The following is a 16,218-nucleotide window of genomic DNA, read 5'->3' on the forward strand; positions in this document are numbered from 1 at the left end:
AAATCAGGAGGGACCATCGTGCGTCGATCACTCATCATAACAACAACCATCCTCGCGCTCGCCGCGGGCGCGTCCGCACGGGCCGACGATCTCAAGATCGCGCTGATCTACGGCAAGACCGGTCCGCTCGAGGCCTATGCCAAGCAGACCGAGACCGGCCTGAAAATGGGCTTTGAATACGCCACCAAGGGCACCATGACGCTCGACGGCCGCAAGATCGTCGTCATCACCAAGGACGACCAGGGCAAGCCGGACCTGGCCAAGGCTGCGCTCTCGGAAGCCTATCAGGACGATAAGGCCGACATCGCGATCGGCACGACCTCGTCGGCCGCGGCGCTCGCCATTCTCCCCGTCGCCGAGGAGAACAAGAAGATCCTGATCGTCGAGCCCGCGGTCGCGGATCAGATTACCGGCGAGAAGTGGAATCGCTACATCTTCCGCACGGCGCGCAACTCCTCGCAGGACGCGATCTCCAACGCCGTCGCGATCGGCAAGCAGGGCGTCACCGTCGCGACGCTGGCGCAGGACTACGCCTTCGGCCGTGACGGCGTCGCCGCCTTCAAGGAGGCGCTCGCCAAGACCGGCGCGACGCTCGCCGCCGAGGAATATGCTCCGACCAACACAACGGACTTCACCGCCGTCGGCCAGCGCCTGTTCGACGCGCTGAAGGACAAGCCGGGCCGCAAGGTGATCTGGGTGATCTGGGCCGGCGCCGGCAATCCGCTGGCCAAGCTCCAGGACATGGATCCGAAGCGCTACGGCATCGAGCTGTCCACCGGTGGCAACATCCTGCCGGCGCTCGCCGCCTATAAGGGCCTGCCCGGCATGGAAGGCGCGACGTACTATTTCTATGCGATCCCGAAGAATCCGGTGAACGACTGGCTGGTCGCCGAGCACCAGAAGCGCTTCAACGCGCCGCCGGACTTCTTCACCGCGGGCGGCTTTGCCGCCGCGATGTCCGTCGTCGCCGCCGTCACCAAGGCGAAGTCGACCGACACCGAGAAGCTGATCACGGCGATGGAAGGCCTGGAGTTCGACACGCCGAAGGGCAAGATGGTGTTCCGCAAGGAGGACCATCAGGCGCTGCAGAGCATGTATCACTTCAAGGTCAAGGTCGACCCGAACGTCGCCTGGGCCGTGCTTGAGCCGGTGCGTGAGCTGAAGATCGAGGACATGGACGTGCCGGTTCGCAACAAGCGGTGAGTGCTTCACCTCTCCCAAAGGGAGAGGTCGCGCCGAAGGCACGGGTGAGGGGTCCGCTCTCTCGTGGGACCTGAGCCCCTCACCCGATTTGCTGCGCAAATCGACCTCTCCCCTCCGGGGAGAGGTGTACCGATGGACCAACGCGGTTTGCTAGAATGGCCCTGACCCTCGAAACCCGCGACCTCACCATCCGCTTTGGCGGCCATGTCGCGGTCAACAACGTCACCTGCACGTTCCGCCCGGGCGAGCTCACGGCCATCGTCGGGCCGAACGGCGCCGGCAAGACCACCTATTTCAATCTGATCTCGGGTCAGTTGCGTGCATCCAGCGGCAGCATCCTGTTCGACGGCACCGACATCACGGGGCAGTCCGCGCCGATGCGCACCCGCGCAGGCCTCGGGCGCGCGTTCCAGCTCACGAATCTTTTCCCGAACCTCACCGTGGAGGAGAACGTCCGCCTCGCGGTGCAGGCGGCGAACGGCACCCATTACGACATGCTGCGGCCCTGGATGGTCCGCCGCGACCTGATTGCCCGCGCAGACAACATCCTCGACCAGGTCGCGCTCGGCAGTCGGCGCGGCGTCGCCGCGACCGCGCTGTCGCATGGCGACCAGCGCAAGCTCGAAGTCGCGCTGATGATCGCGCTGGAACCTGATGTCTTCATGTTCGACGAGCCGACCGCCGGCATGAGCATCGACGAGGTGCCTGTGGTCCTCAACCTGATCGCGCAGCTCAAGCAGGACCGGAGCAAGATCATCCTGCTCGTCGAGCACAAGATGGACGTGGTGCGCTCGCTCGCCGACCGCATCATCGTGCTGCATAACGGCCAGCTGGTTGCGGACGGCCCGCCTGCCGAAGTGATCGCCTCGCCAATCGTGCAGGAGGCCTATCTCGGCGTAGCGCCCAAGACCGCTGCAGGGAGTGCGGCATGACCGACCTTTTAAAGCTCTCCGGCGTGCACACCCATATCGGCCGCTATCACATCCTCCAGGGCATCGATCTCGCAGTTCCGCAGGGGCAGACCACGATGCTGCTCGGCCGCAACGGCGCCGGCAAGACCACGACGCTGCGCACCATCATGGGCCTCTGGCAGGCCTCGCACGGCGAGATCAGCCTCGCCGGCGAGCGCATCGAGAGTCGCGCCACGCCGGACATCGCGCGGCTCGGCGTCGGCTACGTGCCGGAGAGCATGGCGGTGTTCTCCGACCTCACGGTGAAGGAGAATTTGGTGCTGGCGGCGCGCGACGGGCCGCTGGACGATGCCCAGCTCGACTGGATTTTTGGCTTCTTCCCGGCGCTGCGCCGATTCTGGCTGTCGCGGGCGGGAAGCCTCTCGGGCGGGCAGAAGCAGATGTTGTCCATCGCGCGCGCCATCATCGAGCCGCGCAAGCTGCTTTTGATCGACGAGCCGACCAAGGGCCTCGCGCCCGCCATCGTGATGGCGCTGATCGAGTGTCTGAAGGAGATCAAGCGCAAGGGCGCGACCATCCTTCTGGTCGAGCAGAATTTCTTTGCCGCCCGCGAGCTCGGCGACAACGTGCTGGTGATGGACAACGGCACCATCGTCCATCGCGGCGAGATGGCGGCGCTGGCGGCCGACGTGCCGCTGCAAGAGCGACTGCTCGGCCTGAGCCTGGAGGCGCATCAGTGACTGAACTCGCCGCAAATGATCCGCTGCCGAAGCCGAAGCGCGACATCGCGCCGATCCTGCTGCCGGTCGCGCTCGCGCTTCTCATGATCCCGCTGATCGGCTCGACCAGTTCGTGGCTGACGCTGACCGCCGCGAGCCTCGCCATGGGCATGATGATCTTCATCATGGCCTCCGGTCTGACCCTGGTGTTCGGCCTGATGGACGTGCTCAATTTCGGCCACGGCGCCTTCATCGCGGTCGGCGCCTATGTCGCGACCCTGGTGCTGGCGCCGTTTGCGGCCTCGATCCAGGCCGATTCGCTGTGGGTGAACCTGGCGGTGCTGGCGCCGGCAGCGCTGCTGTCGATGGCGGTATCAGGCGCGCTCGGCCTGATCGTCGAGCGCGTGCTGATCCTGCCCGTTTACGGCCAGCATCTGAAGCAGATCCTGATGACGACGGGCGGCCTGATCGTCGCCGAGCAGACGCTCTATGCGCTGTGGGGACCGCAGATCATCCCGATGCCTCTGCCGACTTCGCTGCGCGGGTCCTTCATCCTCGGCGACGTCGCGATCGCCAAGTACCGCGTGCTGGCGATGCTGATCGGCCTCGCCGTCTTCATCGCGATCCAACTCGTGCTCAACCGCACCAAGCTTGGCCTCCTGATCCGCGCCGGCGTCGAGAACCGTGAGATGGTCGAGGCGCTCGGCTATCGCATCCGCCGGCTATTCCTCGGCGTGTTCATGACGGGATCGGCACTCGCGGGCCTCGGCGGCGTGATGTGGGCGCTCTATCGCGAGCAGGTTCACGCCTCCATGAGCGACGACCTCACCGTGCTGATCTTCATCGTCGTCATCATCGGCGGGCTCGGGTCGATCGGCGGCTGCTTCATCGGCGCCGTCCTCGTGGCCATGGTTGCCAATTACGGCGGCTTCCTGGTGCCGAAACTCGCCCTCGTCTCCAACATCCTGCTGATGGTCGCCATTCTGATGTGGCGGCCGCGCGGCCTCTATGCGGTGACCAGCCGATGATGATCCTCTCCGGCGACCCGCCGCGCAGCCGTGTCCTCACGCTTGTTCTCGTCCTCATCATCCTGGCGCTGGCGGCGACGCCGTTCCTGTTCCCGGGCGCCAAGGCGCTGAACGTCGCGGCCAAGATCTGCGTCTTCGCCGCCCTGGTCGCGTCCTACGACCTGCTGCTCGGCTATACCGGCTCGGTGTCGTTCGCCCACACCATGTTTTACGGCATCGGCAGCTACGCGATCGCGATCGCGCTGTACGGGATGGGCCCGAACTGGGCCGCGGTCGCAACCGGCATCGTCATCGGCCTGCCGCTCGCGGCTCTGCTCGCGCTCGCGATCGGGCTGTTCTCGCTGCGCGTCGCCGCGATCTTCTTTGCCATGATCACGCTCGCGGTCGCTTCCGCCTTCCAGGTGCTGGCCTCGCAGCTCTCCTGGCTGACCGGCGGCGAGGATGGGCGCAGTTTCCAGCTGCCCGAGCTGCTGCGGCCCGGCACGGTGCTGGTCTCCAAAAGCCTGTTCGGCTTCGAGATCAACGGCCGCATCCTCACCTTCTACCTGGTGTTCGCCATCTCCGCCCTGATGATCCTGGCTCTGCTGCGGGTGGTGAACTCGCCGTTCGGACGCGTGCTCCAGGCGATCCGCGAGAATCGTTTCCGCGCCGAGGCGCTCGGCTTCCGCACCGTCTTCCATTTGACCTACGCCAACTGCCTTGCGGCGCTGGTCGCCGCGAGCGCCGGCATCCTGAATGCGCTGTGGCTGCGTTATGCCGGGCCCGATACCTCGCTCAGCTTCTCGATCATGCTGGATATCCTGCTGATGGTCGTGATCGGCGGCATGGGCACGATCTACGGCGCGATCATCGGCGCCACCATCTTCATCCTCGCCCAGAACTATCTGCAGTCGCTGATGGGCGTCGCGTCCACGGCGGCGTCGGAAGCCGGCCTGCCGCTGCTGCCGGGCCTGTTGCATCCCGACCGCTGGCTGCTGTGGCTCGGGCTGCTGTTCATCGCCAGCGTTTACTTCTTCCCGACCGGCGTGGTCGGACGGCTGCGCAAGGCCGGCGGCGGCAAGAGCGCCGGCGCCTCGCATTAAGCGAAGATTAATGATGCAGCGCGCCGGTTCGCTGCATGTGGATGCGATCTCGCAATGGGATTAATGCCCAGGTAACTGGCTTTCCTAAGGTTTAGGCCATTTGTGTGGTGTATTCCTGCCCTTCCAGGGAGGGGGAATGCGCCACGTCTTGTCAGGGATCGCAGCCGGAATGTCCCTAGCCGCGAAGAACGGCTGGGAGGCAGCGATTCGGCGCGGGCCGGTGCTGTGGCTGACCCTGTGCGGCGTGTTGCTGGTCGCGGGCATTTTCACCGTGACGGCCATGGCCATCGGCGAATTCCGTGAGCGGACCCTCGCCAACCGCGAGCGCGAGCTGGAAAACACGGTGCAGCTGATCGCGCGGCACTTTGATCAGCAATTTGAAGATTCCGACGTCGTCGCCGCCGATGTGATCGGGCAGATGAACCTGCCGGAGATCACTTCGCCCGCGATGTTTCGCGAGCGCATGTCCGGGCTCGCGATCAACCAGATGCTGCGCAGCAAGATCAGCTCCGTCTCTTATCTCGGCGACATCGCGATCTACGACGCCGACGGCGAGCTGATCAACTGGTCGCGGGCCCAGCCGCTGCCGAAGATCAACATCTCCTCGCGCGCTTACTTCCAGACGTTCAAATCGGATCCGATGGCCGAGCCGGTCATCCTGGAATCCGTCCGCAGTTTCATCATCGACAAATGGACCACGATCGTCGCGCGCCGGCTGAACGGCGCCGACGGAGGATTCCTCGGCGCGATGGTCCGGCGGATCGATCCGGACAGCTACCAGCAATATTTCGCGTCCGTCGCGCTTGCCGAGGGCACGGCGATCTCGCTGTTCGATCGCGAAGGCAAGATGCTGGCGCGCTATCCGCATCTCGAAGAGATGATCGGACGAAGCTTCAAGAATGCGCCGCTGATGCAGAAGGTGCTGACTAAGGGCGGGCAGCACACGCTCCGCGTCCGGAGTCCGCTCGACGGCGAGGAGCGGCTCGGCTCGGCCGCGTCCCTGAATCATTTTCCCCTGGTTATCATCGCGACCAATACCATGTCGGCTGCGCTCGCGGACTGGAGGCAGCAGACCGGCTTCCTGGTCGCTACGGCTGGCGTCTCGGCAGCCGTGATCGCGCTGATCCTCTATCTGATCATCCGACAGATCAACCGGCAGAATCGCGAGGCCCAGGAGCGAATCGAGGCGGAGCGGCGGCGGCTCGATACCGCCCTCAACAACATGTCGCAGGGGCTGATCCTGTACGATGCCGCCGGATACATCGTCATTTGCAACCGCCGCTACGCTGACATGTTCGGTCTCTCCCACGATGTCATCAAGCCCGGCTGTCACATCAACGAGGCGATGTACCATCGCAAGGAGCGTGGCGCGTTCGACGGCAATGTCGAGGAATTTTGCGCCGACGTCATGCGGATCGTCGCCGAAGGCACGGTCTCCACGAGAACTCATCAGCTGGCCAATGGCCGCGCCTTCCACGTCATCAACACCCCGCTCGCGCAGGGCGGCTGGGTCGCCACGATCGAAGACATCACCGAGCGCCGTAACCTGGAGCAGGAGCGCGACCGCAACCACACTTTCCTGCGCGAGATCATCGACCACATCCCCTCGCAGATCACGGTGAAGGACGCGCGCACGCGGCAGTATCTGCTGATCAACGGCGTCGCCGAGCAGCAATTCGGCCAGTCACGCGAGGACGTCGTCGGCAAGACCGCCTTCGACATCTTCCCGACGCCGTCAGCGACGGTGGTAACCGAGGACGACAACAAGGCACTGCAATCTCTCAAGGGGCTCTTCAAGGACGAGCATCCCTGGCAGACCCAGGCCATGGGTCTGCGCTACATCACCTCGACCCGGATCGGCCTCCGCGACAAGGCCGGCGAGCCGCGCTATCTCATCCACGTCGTCGATGACGTCACCGAGCGGCGGCGCGCCCACGAGAAGATCGCGCATATGGCGCACTACGATGCGCTGACCGACCTGCCGAACCGCACCCTGTTCCGCGAGCAGATCGAACGCGAGCTGGCGAAGGTCGCCAGCGGCGGGCAGTTCGCGCTGCTTTACATCGACGTCGACGAATTCAAGGGCATCAACGATTCGCTCGGCCACCATGTCGGCGACGAGCTGTTGAAGGCGATCGCGGCCCGTCTGCGCGGCTGCCTCAATCAGGGCGACCTGATCGCGCGGCTCGGCGGCGACGAATTCGCGGTCATCCAGACCGGGATCCAGTCCTCGGCCGACGTGGTGTCGTTCGTGACGCGGATCTACGAAGCGATCCGGCAGCCCTATCACTGTCTCGGCCATCAGCTCTCCACCGACGCGAGCGTCGGGATCGCGCTGGCGCCGCAGGACGGCTCCGATCTCGATCAGCTCATCAAGAATGCCGACCTCGCGATGTACGGCGCCAAGGCCGAAGGGCGCCGCACCCACCGCTTCTTCGAGCCGGCGATGGACGCCTGCGCCAAGGCGCGCCTGGCCATGGAGCAGGATCTGCGCCAGGCCCTGGTCAACGGCGGCTTCGAGATTCACTACCAACCGCTGGTCGATCTGCGCTCGGGCGAGGTCTCCGGCTGCGAGGCGCTGCTGCGCTGGCGCCATCCCGAGCGCGGCATGGTGTCGCCGGCGGAGTTCATTCCGGTCGCCGAAGACACCGGCCTGATCAACGAGCTCGGCGACTGGGTGCTGCGCATGGCCTGCAACGAGGCCGCGACCTGGCCTGCGCATGTCCGCGTTGCGGTCAACGTCTCGCCGGTGCAGCTCAAATGCGACACGCTGGCCTTGCGGATCGCCGGCGCGCTCGCCGCCTCCGGGCTCGACCCGCGCCGGCTCGAGCTTGAGATCACCGAGGCCGTGCTGATCCGCGACGACGAGGCGGCGCTCTCGATCCTGCACCAGCTCCGCGCCATCGGCGTGCGCATCGCGCTCGACGATTTCGGCACCGGCTACTCCTCGCTCAGCTATCTGAAGCGCTTCCCGTTCGACAAGATCAAGATCGATCGCTGCTTCGTCGCCGACATCGCGGAGACGAACGGCGCGCCTGTCATCGTGCAGGCCGTGGTCAACATCGCCGCCGCCAGCAGCATGACCACGGTCGCCGAGGGCGTCGAGACCGAGGCCCAGCGCGAGATGCTGCGCAACCTCGGCTGCACGGAGATGCAGGGTTATCTGTTCAGCGCGCCGAAGCCGGCCGCGGACATGCGAAAGCTGTTCGGCGGCGATGGCTTGCCCGGAATCTTGCCGGTGGCGGCGGTGGCCTGATGGCGAAGCCAGGCAAGCCTCCGGCCAAGACCGTCGATGTCGCCGATTCCTACGCCGTGCGGCTGATGCAGCATCTGGTGGTGCCGACCTTCGTGATCGACCCGAAGCGCCGCGTCGTGATCTGGAACAAAGCCTGCGAGCGGCTGACCGGCGTGACCGCCTCGGAGGTGATCGGCACCAATAAGCACTGGCGGGCCTTCTACGAGACCAAGCGCCCCTGCCTCGCCGACCTCGTCGCACTGGACCGCCCAGAGCAGCTTCCGGAGTACTATTCGGAATATGCCGCGCGCGGCCATAACGGCCTCGGCTTCAGCGCCGAGAACTGGTGCGTGATGCCGAAGCTCGGCAGCCAGCTCTATCTCGCCATCGACGCCGGCCCGATCCACGACGAGGCCGGCCAGCTGATCGCCGTGGTGGAGACGCTGCGCGACCTCACCGACCAGAAGCGCGCCGAGATGGCGCTGAAGGAGCTCGCCACCAAGGACGGGCTGACCGGCCTGTCGAACCGCCGCGCCTTCGACCAGATGCTGATGAGCGAATGGGCGCGCGCCCAGCGCACGCAGAAGCCGGTGGCGCTGCTGTTCGTCGACGTCGACCATTTCAAGCTCTTCAACGACCGGCACGGCCACCAGAGCGGCGACGAATGCCTGCGCGCGGTCGCCGCTGCCGTCAGCCGGCACGCAATGCGCCCGCTCGACCTCGCCAGCCGCTATGGTGGCGAGGAGTTCGCGCTGATCCTGCCGGACATGGATTGCGATACCGCCTGCGTCGTCGCTGAGGAGATCCGCTGCGCCGTCATGGCCTTGCAGATCGCCCACGGTGCCATCGGCGCCGGCGACCACGTCACCCTCAGCGTCGGCGTCGCAAGCCACATTCCCAGTGGCGCCGATGGCGGTCCCGACCGGCTGCTCGGCGCGGCCGACGAGGCGCTCTATGTGGCCAAACGGCTCGGCCGCAACCGCATCATCTGCGCCGAACGGGTGCTGGCCGAGTTCGCCGCCCTCGGCCGGGAGGCCGCAGCGGTTCCGGCCCCTGTCCGGCGCAAATCGGCCTAGAGCCATTTCCGTTTCGATGGAATCGGAACGGGGCTCTAGATGCTTGTTTTGACGCGTTTTCTTTACCCGAACCGGATCCACTTCGCTCGAAAGCGCTTCGAGCGCGAGCCGGTGAGAACCGGTTGCCCGCCCCTCGCCAATCGGCTACATGAAGCCTCGACTAGCACCCGTAGCTCAGCTGGATAGAGCGTTGCCCTCCGAAGGCAAAGGTCACACGTTCGAATCGTGTCGGGTGCGCCAATAAATTCAATTGGTTAGGGGCCGTTCGGCCGTTCGATCTCTTCGCTTGCGTAAGCGATGGGTAAGCAAATCAATGGAATTAGGCTCTTTCGACGACCATCGAGTTGATGTCCGCCTCCATCGTTGCATCGGTTAACCGCGATCCCCGCAAGCCACTAACGAGATCACACTCGCCCACCTGTCGCAGAGCATCCGCCGCGCCAGTCAAGAACCCAACCAATCGCCCGCTGCCCGATGAAGCCGCCCAAGTAGCCCAGCATCGAATGCGCCGCGCGCGTGGTGCCGTAGTGCGCTGTGTTATGATTCCCCATCACTCAGGCGCCGTACTCATGTGCCGCAAAGCCAATCTTGCCGACGACCGCATCAAGAAGCTCTGCAGCAGCATCACCGAAAGCCAGCTTTCTGAGATTGCCCAGATGAAGGACTTGCTCAACCGCGAGCAGAAATCAGCGCAAAGCAGCTCGCGCTAATCTGCCCATCGCCGCGAGTTCCTTCGCCCTGTGCTCGGCGCGCTGAACCGTGGAACACATCGCGATGTCGATATGTTCTCTAAGCGGAGTGGCAACCCGCTCCATGTTCCTTATCGAGGTTGTGCTCGCCCACATCAGAACTGACCTCGGCACTCTGGCCGCAGCGTTACCTGAATCGCGGTGACTCCTGGATTCGAAAGGACGGCAATGGCGCGATGGGACTTACGGGATCGGTTCTCATTTGAGGGACAGAGCATCGCCTGGGGCGTTGCGGGCGAGGGGCGGCCGGCCGTTGTCGTGCATGGCTCGCCCTTCTCCTCGCGTGAATGGCGTCGGATTGTGCCCTGGCTCGCTCGGCACCGGCGCGTTTTCTACTACGACCTTTTGGGCTACGGCCAATCGGCCAAGCCAGATGCGGACGTCCTCCACGAAGCCCAGAACGGCCTGCTCGCCGCTCTCGCGGGTCACTGGAGCATCGACCGGCCAGACATTATTGCCCACGACTTCGGCGGTTCGGCCGCGCTGCGCGCGCATCTACTGGACGGCGTCGAGTACCGCAGCCTCATGCTGATTGATCCCGTCGCGATCAGCCCGCAAGGCTCGGTTCTCGTCCAGGCAGCAAAGGCGCACCCGGGTGTGTTCTCCGGATTGCCAGCCTACGTGCACGAGGCGATTCTGCGCGCCTACATAAGCGCCGCGGTGAAGTACCGCCTGCGCGAGGAGGACATGCGGGCTTACATAGAGCCATGGCTTGGCGGCGAGGGGCAGAACGCCTTCTGGCGACAGATCGCACAGATGGACGACAAATATTCGCAAGAGGTGGAAGGGCGGTACGGCGAGATCCGGTGCCCCGTCGCCATTCTGTGGGGCGAGGAGGACGAGTTCATTCCATTGGTGGATGGCAAGGAACTCGCCCGACGCATTCCGGACTCTTCGTTCACAGTCATTCCCGATGCGAAGCACCTCGTCCAGGAGGACGCGCCGGAGGCGATCGTCGCCGCGGCCCTTGACTTTTGGGGCCGGCTGGACCCGAGGAGCTAACCGCATCGCGGCGAAAGCGCTTGTTTTAAAGACCTGTTTGTTCTGAATCGCGTTCTTTGCGTGTGCCGCAGGTCAGCTTCCGGCACCTGCCGTATCGGCAAACGGCGCACTGGGCTCGCACACGTAGAACAACGCCATGCGCGCTGGCACGTCGCCCTTGTTGAACCCGGTCATATTGATACCGACCGGTTCAACGAACACCTGTCCTGCCTCGATCGCTATCGGTTCCCGGCCGTCCAGAGCCAGTGTGAACGTGCCCTCCAACATATACACGGTCACCGGAAACCGGTGCGAGTGATACGGGGTGACGTCGCCCGGCAACAGCGTAGCGAAAAGCACCCGCACCTCCTGCTCCGGAAGGCTCGGCATGCCGCTGACGACCTCGCGATGGAGCGGCGTCAGCTTGGCCATTCCGCTGTCTTGGGCGCTGCGTGTCAAGCCAACGGTCAGGCCTGCAATCATGGTCTCGACGCTGCATTTCTCGTGCATATCTGCCTCCCTTGATGGCCGGACCGAGGCTAGCAAACCGGCTCCGCGCACGGCAGCCGCAAATCTGCCAGAACGGCCCGCAGAAATGCATCATGCGGCACGTTCGAAGGCGGTCCATTGAAGCGTGGGCACGGGCCACCTCGCGCTTCGCTTCGCTCGATTGTATCATCCCTCCATGAGCGAATCCGACACGGTGACCGGCGAAGCCTCGCCCGTCCGCAAGATCATCCATATCGACATGGATGCTTTCTATGCGTCCGTGGAGCAGCGCGATAATCCGGACCTGCGCGGAAAGCCGGTCGCAGTCGGAGGCTCTGCGGAACGCGGCGTGGTCGCGGCCGCCAGCTATGAAGCACGCAAGTTCGGTGTTCGCTCTGCCATGCCATCCGTGACTGCGAAGCGGCAGTGTCCCGATCTGATCTTCGTCAAGCCGCGCTTCGAGGTCTACAAGGCAATCAGCCGGCAGATTCGCGACATCTTTGCCGAGCATACGCCCATAATCGAGCCATTGTCGCTCGACGAGGCCTATCTCGACGTGACGGAAAACCTACAAGGCATCCCGCTGGCGCGGGACATCGCCCTGCGCATCCGCGAGAAGATCAAGGCCGAGACGGGCCTCAATGCTTCGGCGGGCATCTCCTACAACAAGTTTCTGGCAAAGCTCGCCTCCGATCATCGCAAGCCCAACGGTCAGTTCGTGATCTCGCCGGAAATGGGCCCCGCTTTCGTCGAGACGCTGCCCGTCGGCAAGTTCCACGGAATAGGCCCGGCGACGAGCGCGAAGATGAACGCGCTCGGCATGTTCACCGGTCTCGACATTCGCAACCAGACGCTGGAGTTCATGAATGCGAATTTCGGCAAGTCGGGCGCCTATTACTACTGGATCTCGCGCGGTGTCGACGAACGTCCGGTCCGGGCCAACCGGATCCGAAAGTCGATTGGCGCGGAGAACACGTTCTCAACCGATCTCACCGAGTTCGAGGCGCTGGCCGTCGAGCTCAAACCGCTCGTCGACAAGGTCTGGCGGCATTGCGAGGCGACCGGCAACCGCGGCCGCACCGTCACCCTGAAGATCAAGTTTGCCGACTTCGAGATCATCACGCGCAGCAGGTCCGTCGCAGCGGCGGTTGCAGGACGGGACGATTTGGAACGGCTGGCTTGCGGCCTGCTCGAAGCCGAGATGCCGCTGCCCAAGCGCGTCAGGCTGCTGGGGGTCTCGCTGTCTTCGCTCCAGGTCGGCGGCGATTCGGAGCCTCAGCTGACATTGGGTATTTGAACGCGACCGGTGGGCCCCTGGGGCGAACGCGACATCTTTATCCGCGACGCGGCGCCAAACCTGTCGTAGAGACATCAAAACACGCCTTTTCGCGATTGATGTTGGGATGCTTGCCTTATTGATACGCCTCGGACTGCGCTTCGAAGACCGCATCGAGGAGCGGCGGTTTGTCGATCAGTACGTCCGAGGCAGTCTCGGGTGGACGCAGATCGCGATGCTGCTCGGTGCCGCCACCTATGCCGGCTACACCATCTGGGATTGGGTGCTCTATCCCGAAGTCGTTCCGACCACCCTTGCAATCCGCGGTGGCACTGCCCTGTTCGTGCTGCTCCCGCTGACCGCGCTGCTGTCCCGGCGATGGATGAAGCCATGGGCAGAGACGATTTTCCTCGTCTACTGCGTCATTCCCGGCTGCATCCTGCCGAGCATTTATCTCGTGCTGCCGTCAGGCTTCACGTTTGCCGCTCCGGGCATGATGATGATCATCCTGTTCGTCTCGACCATGCTGCCATTGCGGATCGGCTCGCTGGCGATTTTCTGCCTGCTGTCGTGGGTAGCGCTGCTGGTCGCCGAGACGTTCGCGCTGACCATGCCAACGGGCCTGCGATTCATCAATCATTCTCTCGTCGGAAACGCCTACGCATTGTCGCTCTATGCCGTGGCTGCGCGCGAGTACCGGGCGCGAAAGCAATTCCGAACGTCCGAGGCGCTGCAACGGGAAAAAGAACGCTCGGAGAAATCGCTCCGCGATCTCCGCGCGACCCAGGAGCACCTCGTGCAGGCAGAAAAGCTCGCCTCACTCGGGCAATTGGTGGCAGGCGTCGCTCACGAGGTCAGCACCCCGCTTGGCCTCGCCTTGACGACCTCGACAGCCATGCAGACTGATCTACAAGCAATGGCTGACGCATTGGGCGGAACGTCGGTCCGGCGATCCGATCTTACGAAGGGGATTGACCGGCTCAAGCAGGGGCTCAACCTGACCTTCGACAACCTGCACCGCGCATCCGAGATGGTGCATAGTTTCAGGCAGGTCGCCGTCCATCAGGCCGATGAGGACCGGCGCACGTTCGAGCTCAGGGATTGGCTGTCGGAGTTGACGTCCAAGCTTGGACCGCTGCTGTCGCACCACGGCCTGGCGGTCGACGTACAATGCCCGGCGGGAATCACGCTCAACAGCTATCCCGGAGCGCTTGCTCAGGTGATCAGCAATCTCGCGCTCAACACTGCCGGGCACGCCTATCCTGACAAAAGCGGCGGCAGGTTTGTCATCACAGTGAGCCAACCGGACCCGAGATCAGTCCGCCTGGTCTGTGCCGATGAAGGCGTCGGAATCCCCGAGCCATTGCAAGCGCACATCTTCGATCCGTTCGTTACGACCAGTCGGGAGCGTGGCAATGCCGGCCTCGGGCTCCACATCGCGTTCAATTTGGTTGTCTCATCGCTCAACGGTCGGCTGCGACTCGAGAGCAAGGCGGGTCCGGGAACTCAGATCGCCATCGAGATTCCCGCTGAAGCAACAGTGTAAGAGAACAGCGAAGTCTCGAGGCCTGACGCTATTGCGCGCGGTTCCCAATGAGTGAGCCAGGTGGACCTTTATGCGGTCAACCTCTCTGCAGCTCCAGCCCGGTCCTTTCGCAATCTCTCTCACGAAAACCCGCGGGCGCAAGCGTGCGCACGCCCATCCTGTGGTGGCTGATTGGGCGAAGCGGCCCGGTGCGTCATCGAGACCTCTTGAAAGTCGTCGGGCCTCATCTCGCCGGTGCCCTCGCTTCAGTCGTGACTGTGTGTCTGCTGCATCGCTGGCTGCTGGCGCGTTCGATCGGCGAGATTCCCGATTTGGCAGCCTGCTTCTGCCTTTCGTATGCGGTCTCGCTCACGATCATCGCGCTGTTTCCGGCCTGTCGCGGCGCTACGCACGCAGCGTCCGTGGCGGATGACACGATCGGCACCAAGCTCGTTGGCAAGACACTTGTTGACAAGACACGCGTTGGCAAGACAACGGAGCTGATTGCCACGTGACCGGGCACGCTAAAGCCGTGCGCCACAGCAGCGAACCGTAGTTCGCCGACCGCGGCGCACGTGTCTCAAAATGTCCCGCTCGGGCCGATCAATGCCTCACATGCTCGAACACCACGATCACGCCGGTCGGTTCCGGCTCGTGCGCCATCAGGCGGGTCAGGTCGGAATCGCCCCAATCGGCGAGGCTGACGACTTCGCCGCTCTCGCGATCGGTACCAAGCGACGGTGTGGGCTCGAGAACTTTGAGGCCCATCTCGTCGACGAAGAAGGTGTGCTCACCGAACATGCTGTTAAGCTGCGGCATGGCGGGATGTTCGTCGGGCAGCACCTGAGCACCGAGTTGGTTGACAGTCTGCTTCACTTGTTCGGATGTGAGCTTCATGAGCTGCTCCGTTCTGTCACGTCGGGTTTCATTGAGCTGAGCCAGAGCGGACGTTCCCTGCGCCGGTGTGCCGCCTGGCTCAAACTCCGAACAAGTGCTGCGCACAAATGTTCCTTAGAAATGTATTTCGTGATCGAGCGCTGCCTCTGCCGCGCTCATGGCACGGGATCGCCACAGGATGTCCACGATCCGGCGGCCAATGGCCTTCTATTGGCCTGCTACTCGCTCCTGTCCTCACCGATCGACAATGCGCAGATGCGTGACAGATACGTGTAGGGCAGGCCGGTCTCCTCGGACCAGGCGTTGAATTGCGCCTGCACTTTGGCGAGATCGCGCTTCGACTTCACCTCTTCGGCAATGTCGAGACCCGCATCGCGCAGGCAAGCCACCACGTCCTTGGAGGTCACAAAACCGTCCCAGCCGACGAAGCGCAGCAGCATCTGGCCGGTGTTGCCGCCTAACCGGCTGCCGCGCTTGGCGAGGAGATCGAGCAGCCCGATCTCGTCGGACGATGGCCATTTCGCCAGAAACTTGCCGAAGCTGCCGTGTTCCTTCGCGATCTCCTGCACGAAAGCGGCATTGTCGCGCACCGACATGATCTTGGCGCCGTTGCGTACGATGCGTGCATCGCGCAGCAGGGCTTCCCAATACTCCTCGGGCTGGAAGCTGAGCTTGGCCGGCTGGAAATGCAGGAAGGCGTCTTCGAAACCGTCCCATTTCGTCTCGATCACGCTCCAGGCAAAGCCGGCGCAAAACACCCGCTTCGTCATCTCGGCGAGGATGCGGTCGTCGCCGAGCTTCGCCAGCCGCTTGAGGTCTGGCTTGTTAGGCATCAGCTTCTCCAGCGCCTTGGGCCCGCCCTTGCGTTTCTCGGCGCGGGCACGAATGGTCTTGAAGGGGGTCATGCGGACACGAGCGGTTGAAGGGTGCGCCACGAGATCAGAATTCGATGATCCGGTCCAGCCCGCTGCGCGGATTGATCAGAAGGAGCAGCCGTGCTGGCCTGCTTCTTGCTTCGTGACATTCGGAATTTCATGACATTTTTCA

At 63.8% G+C, this 16,218-nt stretch carries 15 protein-coding genes and 1 tRNA gene; 13 read left to right on the plus strand and 3 right to left on the minus strand.

Annotated features, from left to right (window positions below; genetic code table 11):
- The first annotated feature begins 18 nt into the window (after positions 1 to 18).
- The 10 genes from ACR9YP_RS03895 to ACR9YP_RS03940 all read left to right on the plus strand — a co-directional run bounded on the left by ACR9YP_RS03895 (position 19) and on the right by ACR9YP_RS03940 (position 11,005).
- Positions 19 to 1,203: a substrate-binding domain-containing protein gene (locus ACR9YP_RS03895; RefSeq protein WP_474219047.1), complete on the plus strand. Its 1,185-nt coding sequence runs from the start codon at positions 19 to 21 to the stop codon at positions 1,201 to 1,203.
- A gap of 155 nt (positions 1,204 to 1,358) precedes the next feature.
- Complete coding sequence (locus ACR9YP_RS03900; RefSeq protein WP_438103922.1) at positions 1,359 to 2,135, plus strand: ABC transporter ATP-binding protein; 777 nt, start codon at positions 1,359 to 1,361, stop codon at positions 2,133 to 2,135.
- On the plus strand, positions 2,132 to 2,854 hold the full coding sequence (locus ACR9YP_RS03905) for a branched-chain amino acid ABC transporter ATP-binding protein (RefSeq protein ID WP_438103920.1): 723 nt from the start codon (positions 2,132 to 2,134) through the stop codon (positions 2,852 to 2,854). Before ACR9YP_RS03900 ends, ACR9YP_RS03905 begins: the two co-directional genes overlap by 4 nt.
- Positions 2,851 to 3,861: a branched-chain amino acid ABC transporter permease gene (locus tag ACR9YP_RS03910; protein WP_474219048.1), complete on the plus strand. Its 1,011-nt coding sequence runs from the start codon at positions 2,851 to 2,853 to the stop codon at positions 3,859 to 3,861. Before ACR9YP_RS03905 ends, ACR9YP_RS03910 begins: the two co-directional genes overlap by 4 nt.
- Positions 3,858 to 4,943: a branched-chain amino acid ABC transporter permease gene (locus ACR9YP_RS03915; RefSeq protein ID WP_438103917.1), complete on the plus strand. Its 1,086-nt coding sequence runs from the start codon at positions 3,858 to 3,860 to the stop codon at positions 4,941 to 4,943. The genes ACR9YP_RS03910 and ACR9YP_RS03915 overlap by 4 nt, the downstream gene beginning before the upstream one ends.
- Positions 4,944 to 5,112: 169 nt before the next feature.
- Positions 5,113 to 8,199, plus strand: coding sequence for a bifunctional diguanylate cyclase/phosphodiesterase (locus tag ACR9YP_RS03920; protein WP_474219050.1), 3,087 nt, complete (start codon positions 5,113 to 5,115; stop codon positions 8,197 to 8,199).
- Positions 8,199 to 9,254, plus strand: a complete 1,056-nt coding sequence (locus tag ACR9YP_RS03925; protein WP_438103915.1) for a sensor domain-containing diguanylate cyclase — start codon at positions 8,199 to 8,201, stop codon at positions 9,252 to 9,254. The genes ACR9YP_RS03920 and ACR9YP_RS03925 overlap by 1 nt, the downstream gene beginning before the upstream one ends.
- Positions 9,255 to 9,417: 163 nt before the next feature.
- Positions 9,418 to 9,494 (plus strand) — tRNA-Arg (locus tag ACR9YP_RS03930).
- Between the two features lie 107 nt (positions 9,495 to 9,601).
- Positions 9,602 to 9,964, plus strand: a complete 363-nt coding sequence (locus ACR9YP_RS03935) for a DUF305 domain-containing protein (RefSeq protein WP_438103913.1) — start codon at positions 9,602 to 9,604, stop codon at positions 9,962 to 9,964.
- A gap of 207 nt (positions 9,965 to 10,171) precedes the next feature.
- Positions 10,172 to 11,005: an alpha/beta fold hydrolase gene (locus ACR9YP_RS03940; RefSeq protein WP_438103912.1), complete on the plus strand. Its 834-nt coding sequence runs from the start codon at positions 10,172 to 10,174 to the stop codon at positions 11,003 to 11,005.
- Positions 11,006 to 11,077: 72 nt separating this feature from the next.
- On the opposite strand, the gene ACR9YP_RS03945 is transcribed toward ACR9YP_RS03940, so the two are convergent.
- Positions 11,078 to 11,494: a cupin domain-containing protein gene (locus tag ACR9YP_RS03945; protein ID WP_438103910.1), complete on the minus strand. Its 417-nt coding sequence runs from the start codon at positions 11,492 to 11,494 to the stop codon at positions 11,078 to 11,080.
- A 175-nt stretch (positions 11,495 to 11,669) separates the two neighbouring features.
- On the opposite strand from ACR9YP_RS03945, the gene dinB reads away from it, so the two are divergent.
- The 3 genes from dinB to ACR9YP_RS03960 all read left to right on the plus strand — a co-directional run bounded on the left by dinB (position 11,670) and on the right by ACR9YP_RS03960 (position 14,789).
- A complete protein-coding gene (dinB, locus tag ACR9YP_RS03950; RefSeq protein WP_438103908.1) occupies positions 11,670 to 12,770 on the plus strand; it encodes a DNA polymerase IV in 1,101 nt (366 codons plus the stop codon).
- A gap of 106 nt (positions 12,771 to 12,876) precedes the next feature.
- Positions 12,877 to 14,295, plus strand: coding sequence for a sensor histidine kinase (locus ACR9YP_RS03955; protein WP_438103906.1), 1,419 nt, complete (start codon positions 12,877 to 12,879; stop codon positions 14,293 to 14,295).
- A gap of 143 nt (positions 14,296 to 14,438) precedes the next feature.
- Complete coding sequence (locus tag ACR9YP_RS03960) at positions 14,439 to 14,789, plus strand: hypothetical protein (protein ID WP_438103904.1); 351 nt, start codon at positions 14,439 to 14,441, stop codon at positions 14,787 to 14,789.
- 88 nt (positions 14,790 to 14,877) lie between these two features.
- Here ACR9YP_RS03960 and ACR9YP_RS03965 read toward each other — a convergent pair whose 3' ends face one another.
- Positions 14,878 to 15,171: a hypothetical protein gene (locus tag ACR9YP_RS03965; protein ID WP_091898453.1), complete on the minus strand. Its 294-nt coding sequence runs from the start codon at positions 15,169 to 15,171 to the stop codon at positions 14,878 to 14,880.
- 218 nt (positions 15,172 to 15,389) lie between these two features.
- Positions 15,390 to 16,076 (minus strand): DNA-3-methyladenine glycosylase I, encoded by a 687-nt coding sequence (locus ACR9YP_RS03970; protein ID WP_438103902.1) that lies wholly within the window; start codon positions 16,074 to 16,076, stop codon positions 15,390 to 15,392.
- Between the last annotated feature and the right edge of the window lie 142 nt (positions 16,077 to 16,218).

This window comes from Bradyrhizobium sp. BR14999, from assembly GCF_056106085.1.

Bases quoted from the DNA above. Each gene is read 5' to 3' on its own strand.
- ACR9YP_RS03920 (WP_474219050.1), top strand. From the start codon at position 5,113: ATGTCCCTAGCCGCGAAGAACGGCTGGGAGGCAGCGATTCGGCGCGGG.
- ACR9YP_RS03940 (WP_438103912.1), top strand. From the start codon at position 10,172: ATGGCGCGATGGGACTTACGGGATCGGTTCTCATTTGAGGGACAGAGC.
- dinB (WP_438103908.1), top strand. From the start codon at position 11,670: ATGAGCGAATCCGACACGGTGACCGGCGAAGCCTCGCCCGTCCGCAAG.
- ACR9YP_RS03955 (WP_438103906.1), top strand. From the start codon at position 12,877: ATGCTTGCCTTATTGATACGCCTCGGACTGCGCTTCGAAGACCGCATC.
- ACR9YP_RS03965 (WP_091898453.1), bottom strand. From the start codon at position 15,171: ATGAAGCTCACATCCGAACAAGTGAAGCAGACTGTCAACCAACTCGGT.
- ACR9YP_RS03970 (WP_438103902.1), bottom strand. From the start codon at position 16,076: ATGACCCCCTTCAAGACCATTCGTGCCCGCGCCGAGAAACGCAAGGGC.
- ACR9YP_RS03900 (WP_438103922.1), top strand. From the start codon at position 1,359: ATGGCCCTGACCCTCGAAACCCGCGACCTCACCATCCGCTTTGGCGGC.
- ACR9YP_RS03935 (WP_438103913.1), top strand. From the start codon at position 9,602: ATGTCCGCCTCCATCGTTGCATCGGTTAACCGCGATCCCCGCAAGCCA.
- ACR9YP_RS03945 (WP_438103910.1), bottom strand. From the start codon at position 11,494: ATGCACGAGAAATGCAGCGTCGAGACCATGATTGCAGGCCTGACCGTT.
- ACR9YP_RS03905 (WP_438103920.1), top strand. From the start codon at position 2,132: ATGACCGACCTTTTAAAGCTCTCCGGCGTGCACACCCATATCGGCCGC.
- ACR9YP_RS03925 (WP_438103915.1), top strand. From the start codon at position 8,199: ATGGCGAAGCCAGGCAAGCCTCCGGCCAAGACCGTCGATGTCGCCGAT.
- ACR9YP_RS03915 (WP_438103917.1), top strand. From the start codon at position 3,858: ATGATGATCCTCTCCGGCGACCCGCCGCGCAGCCGTGTCCTCACGCTT.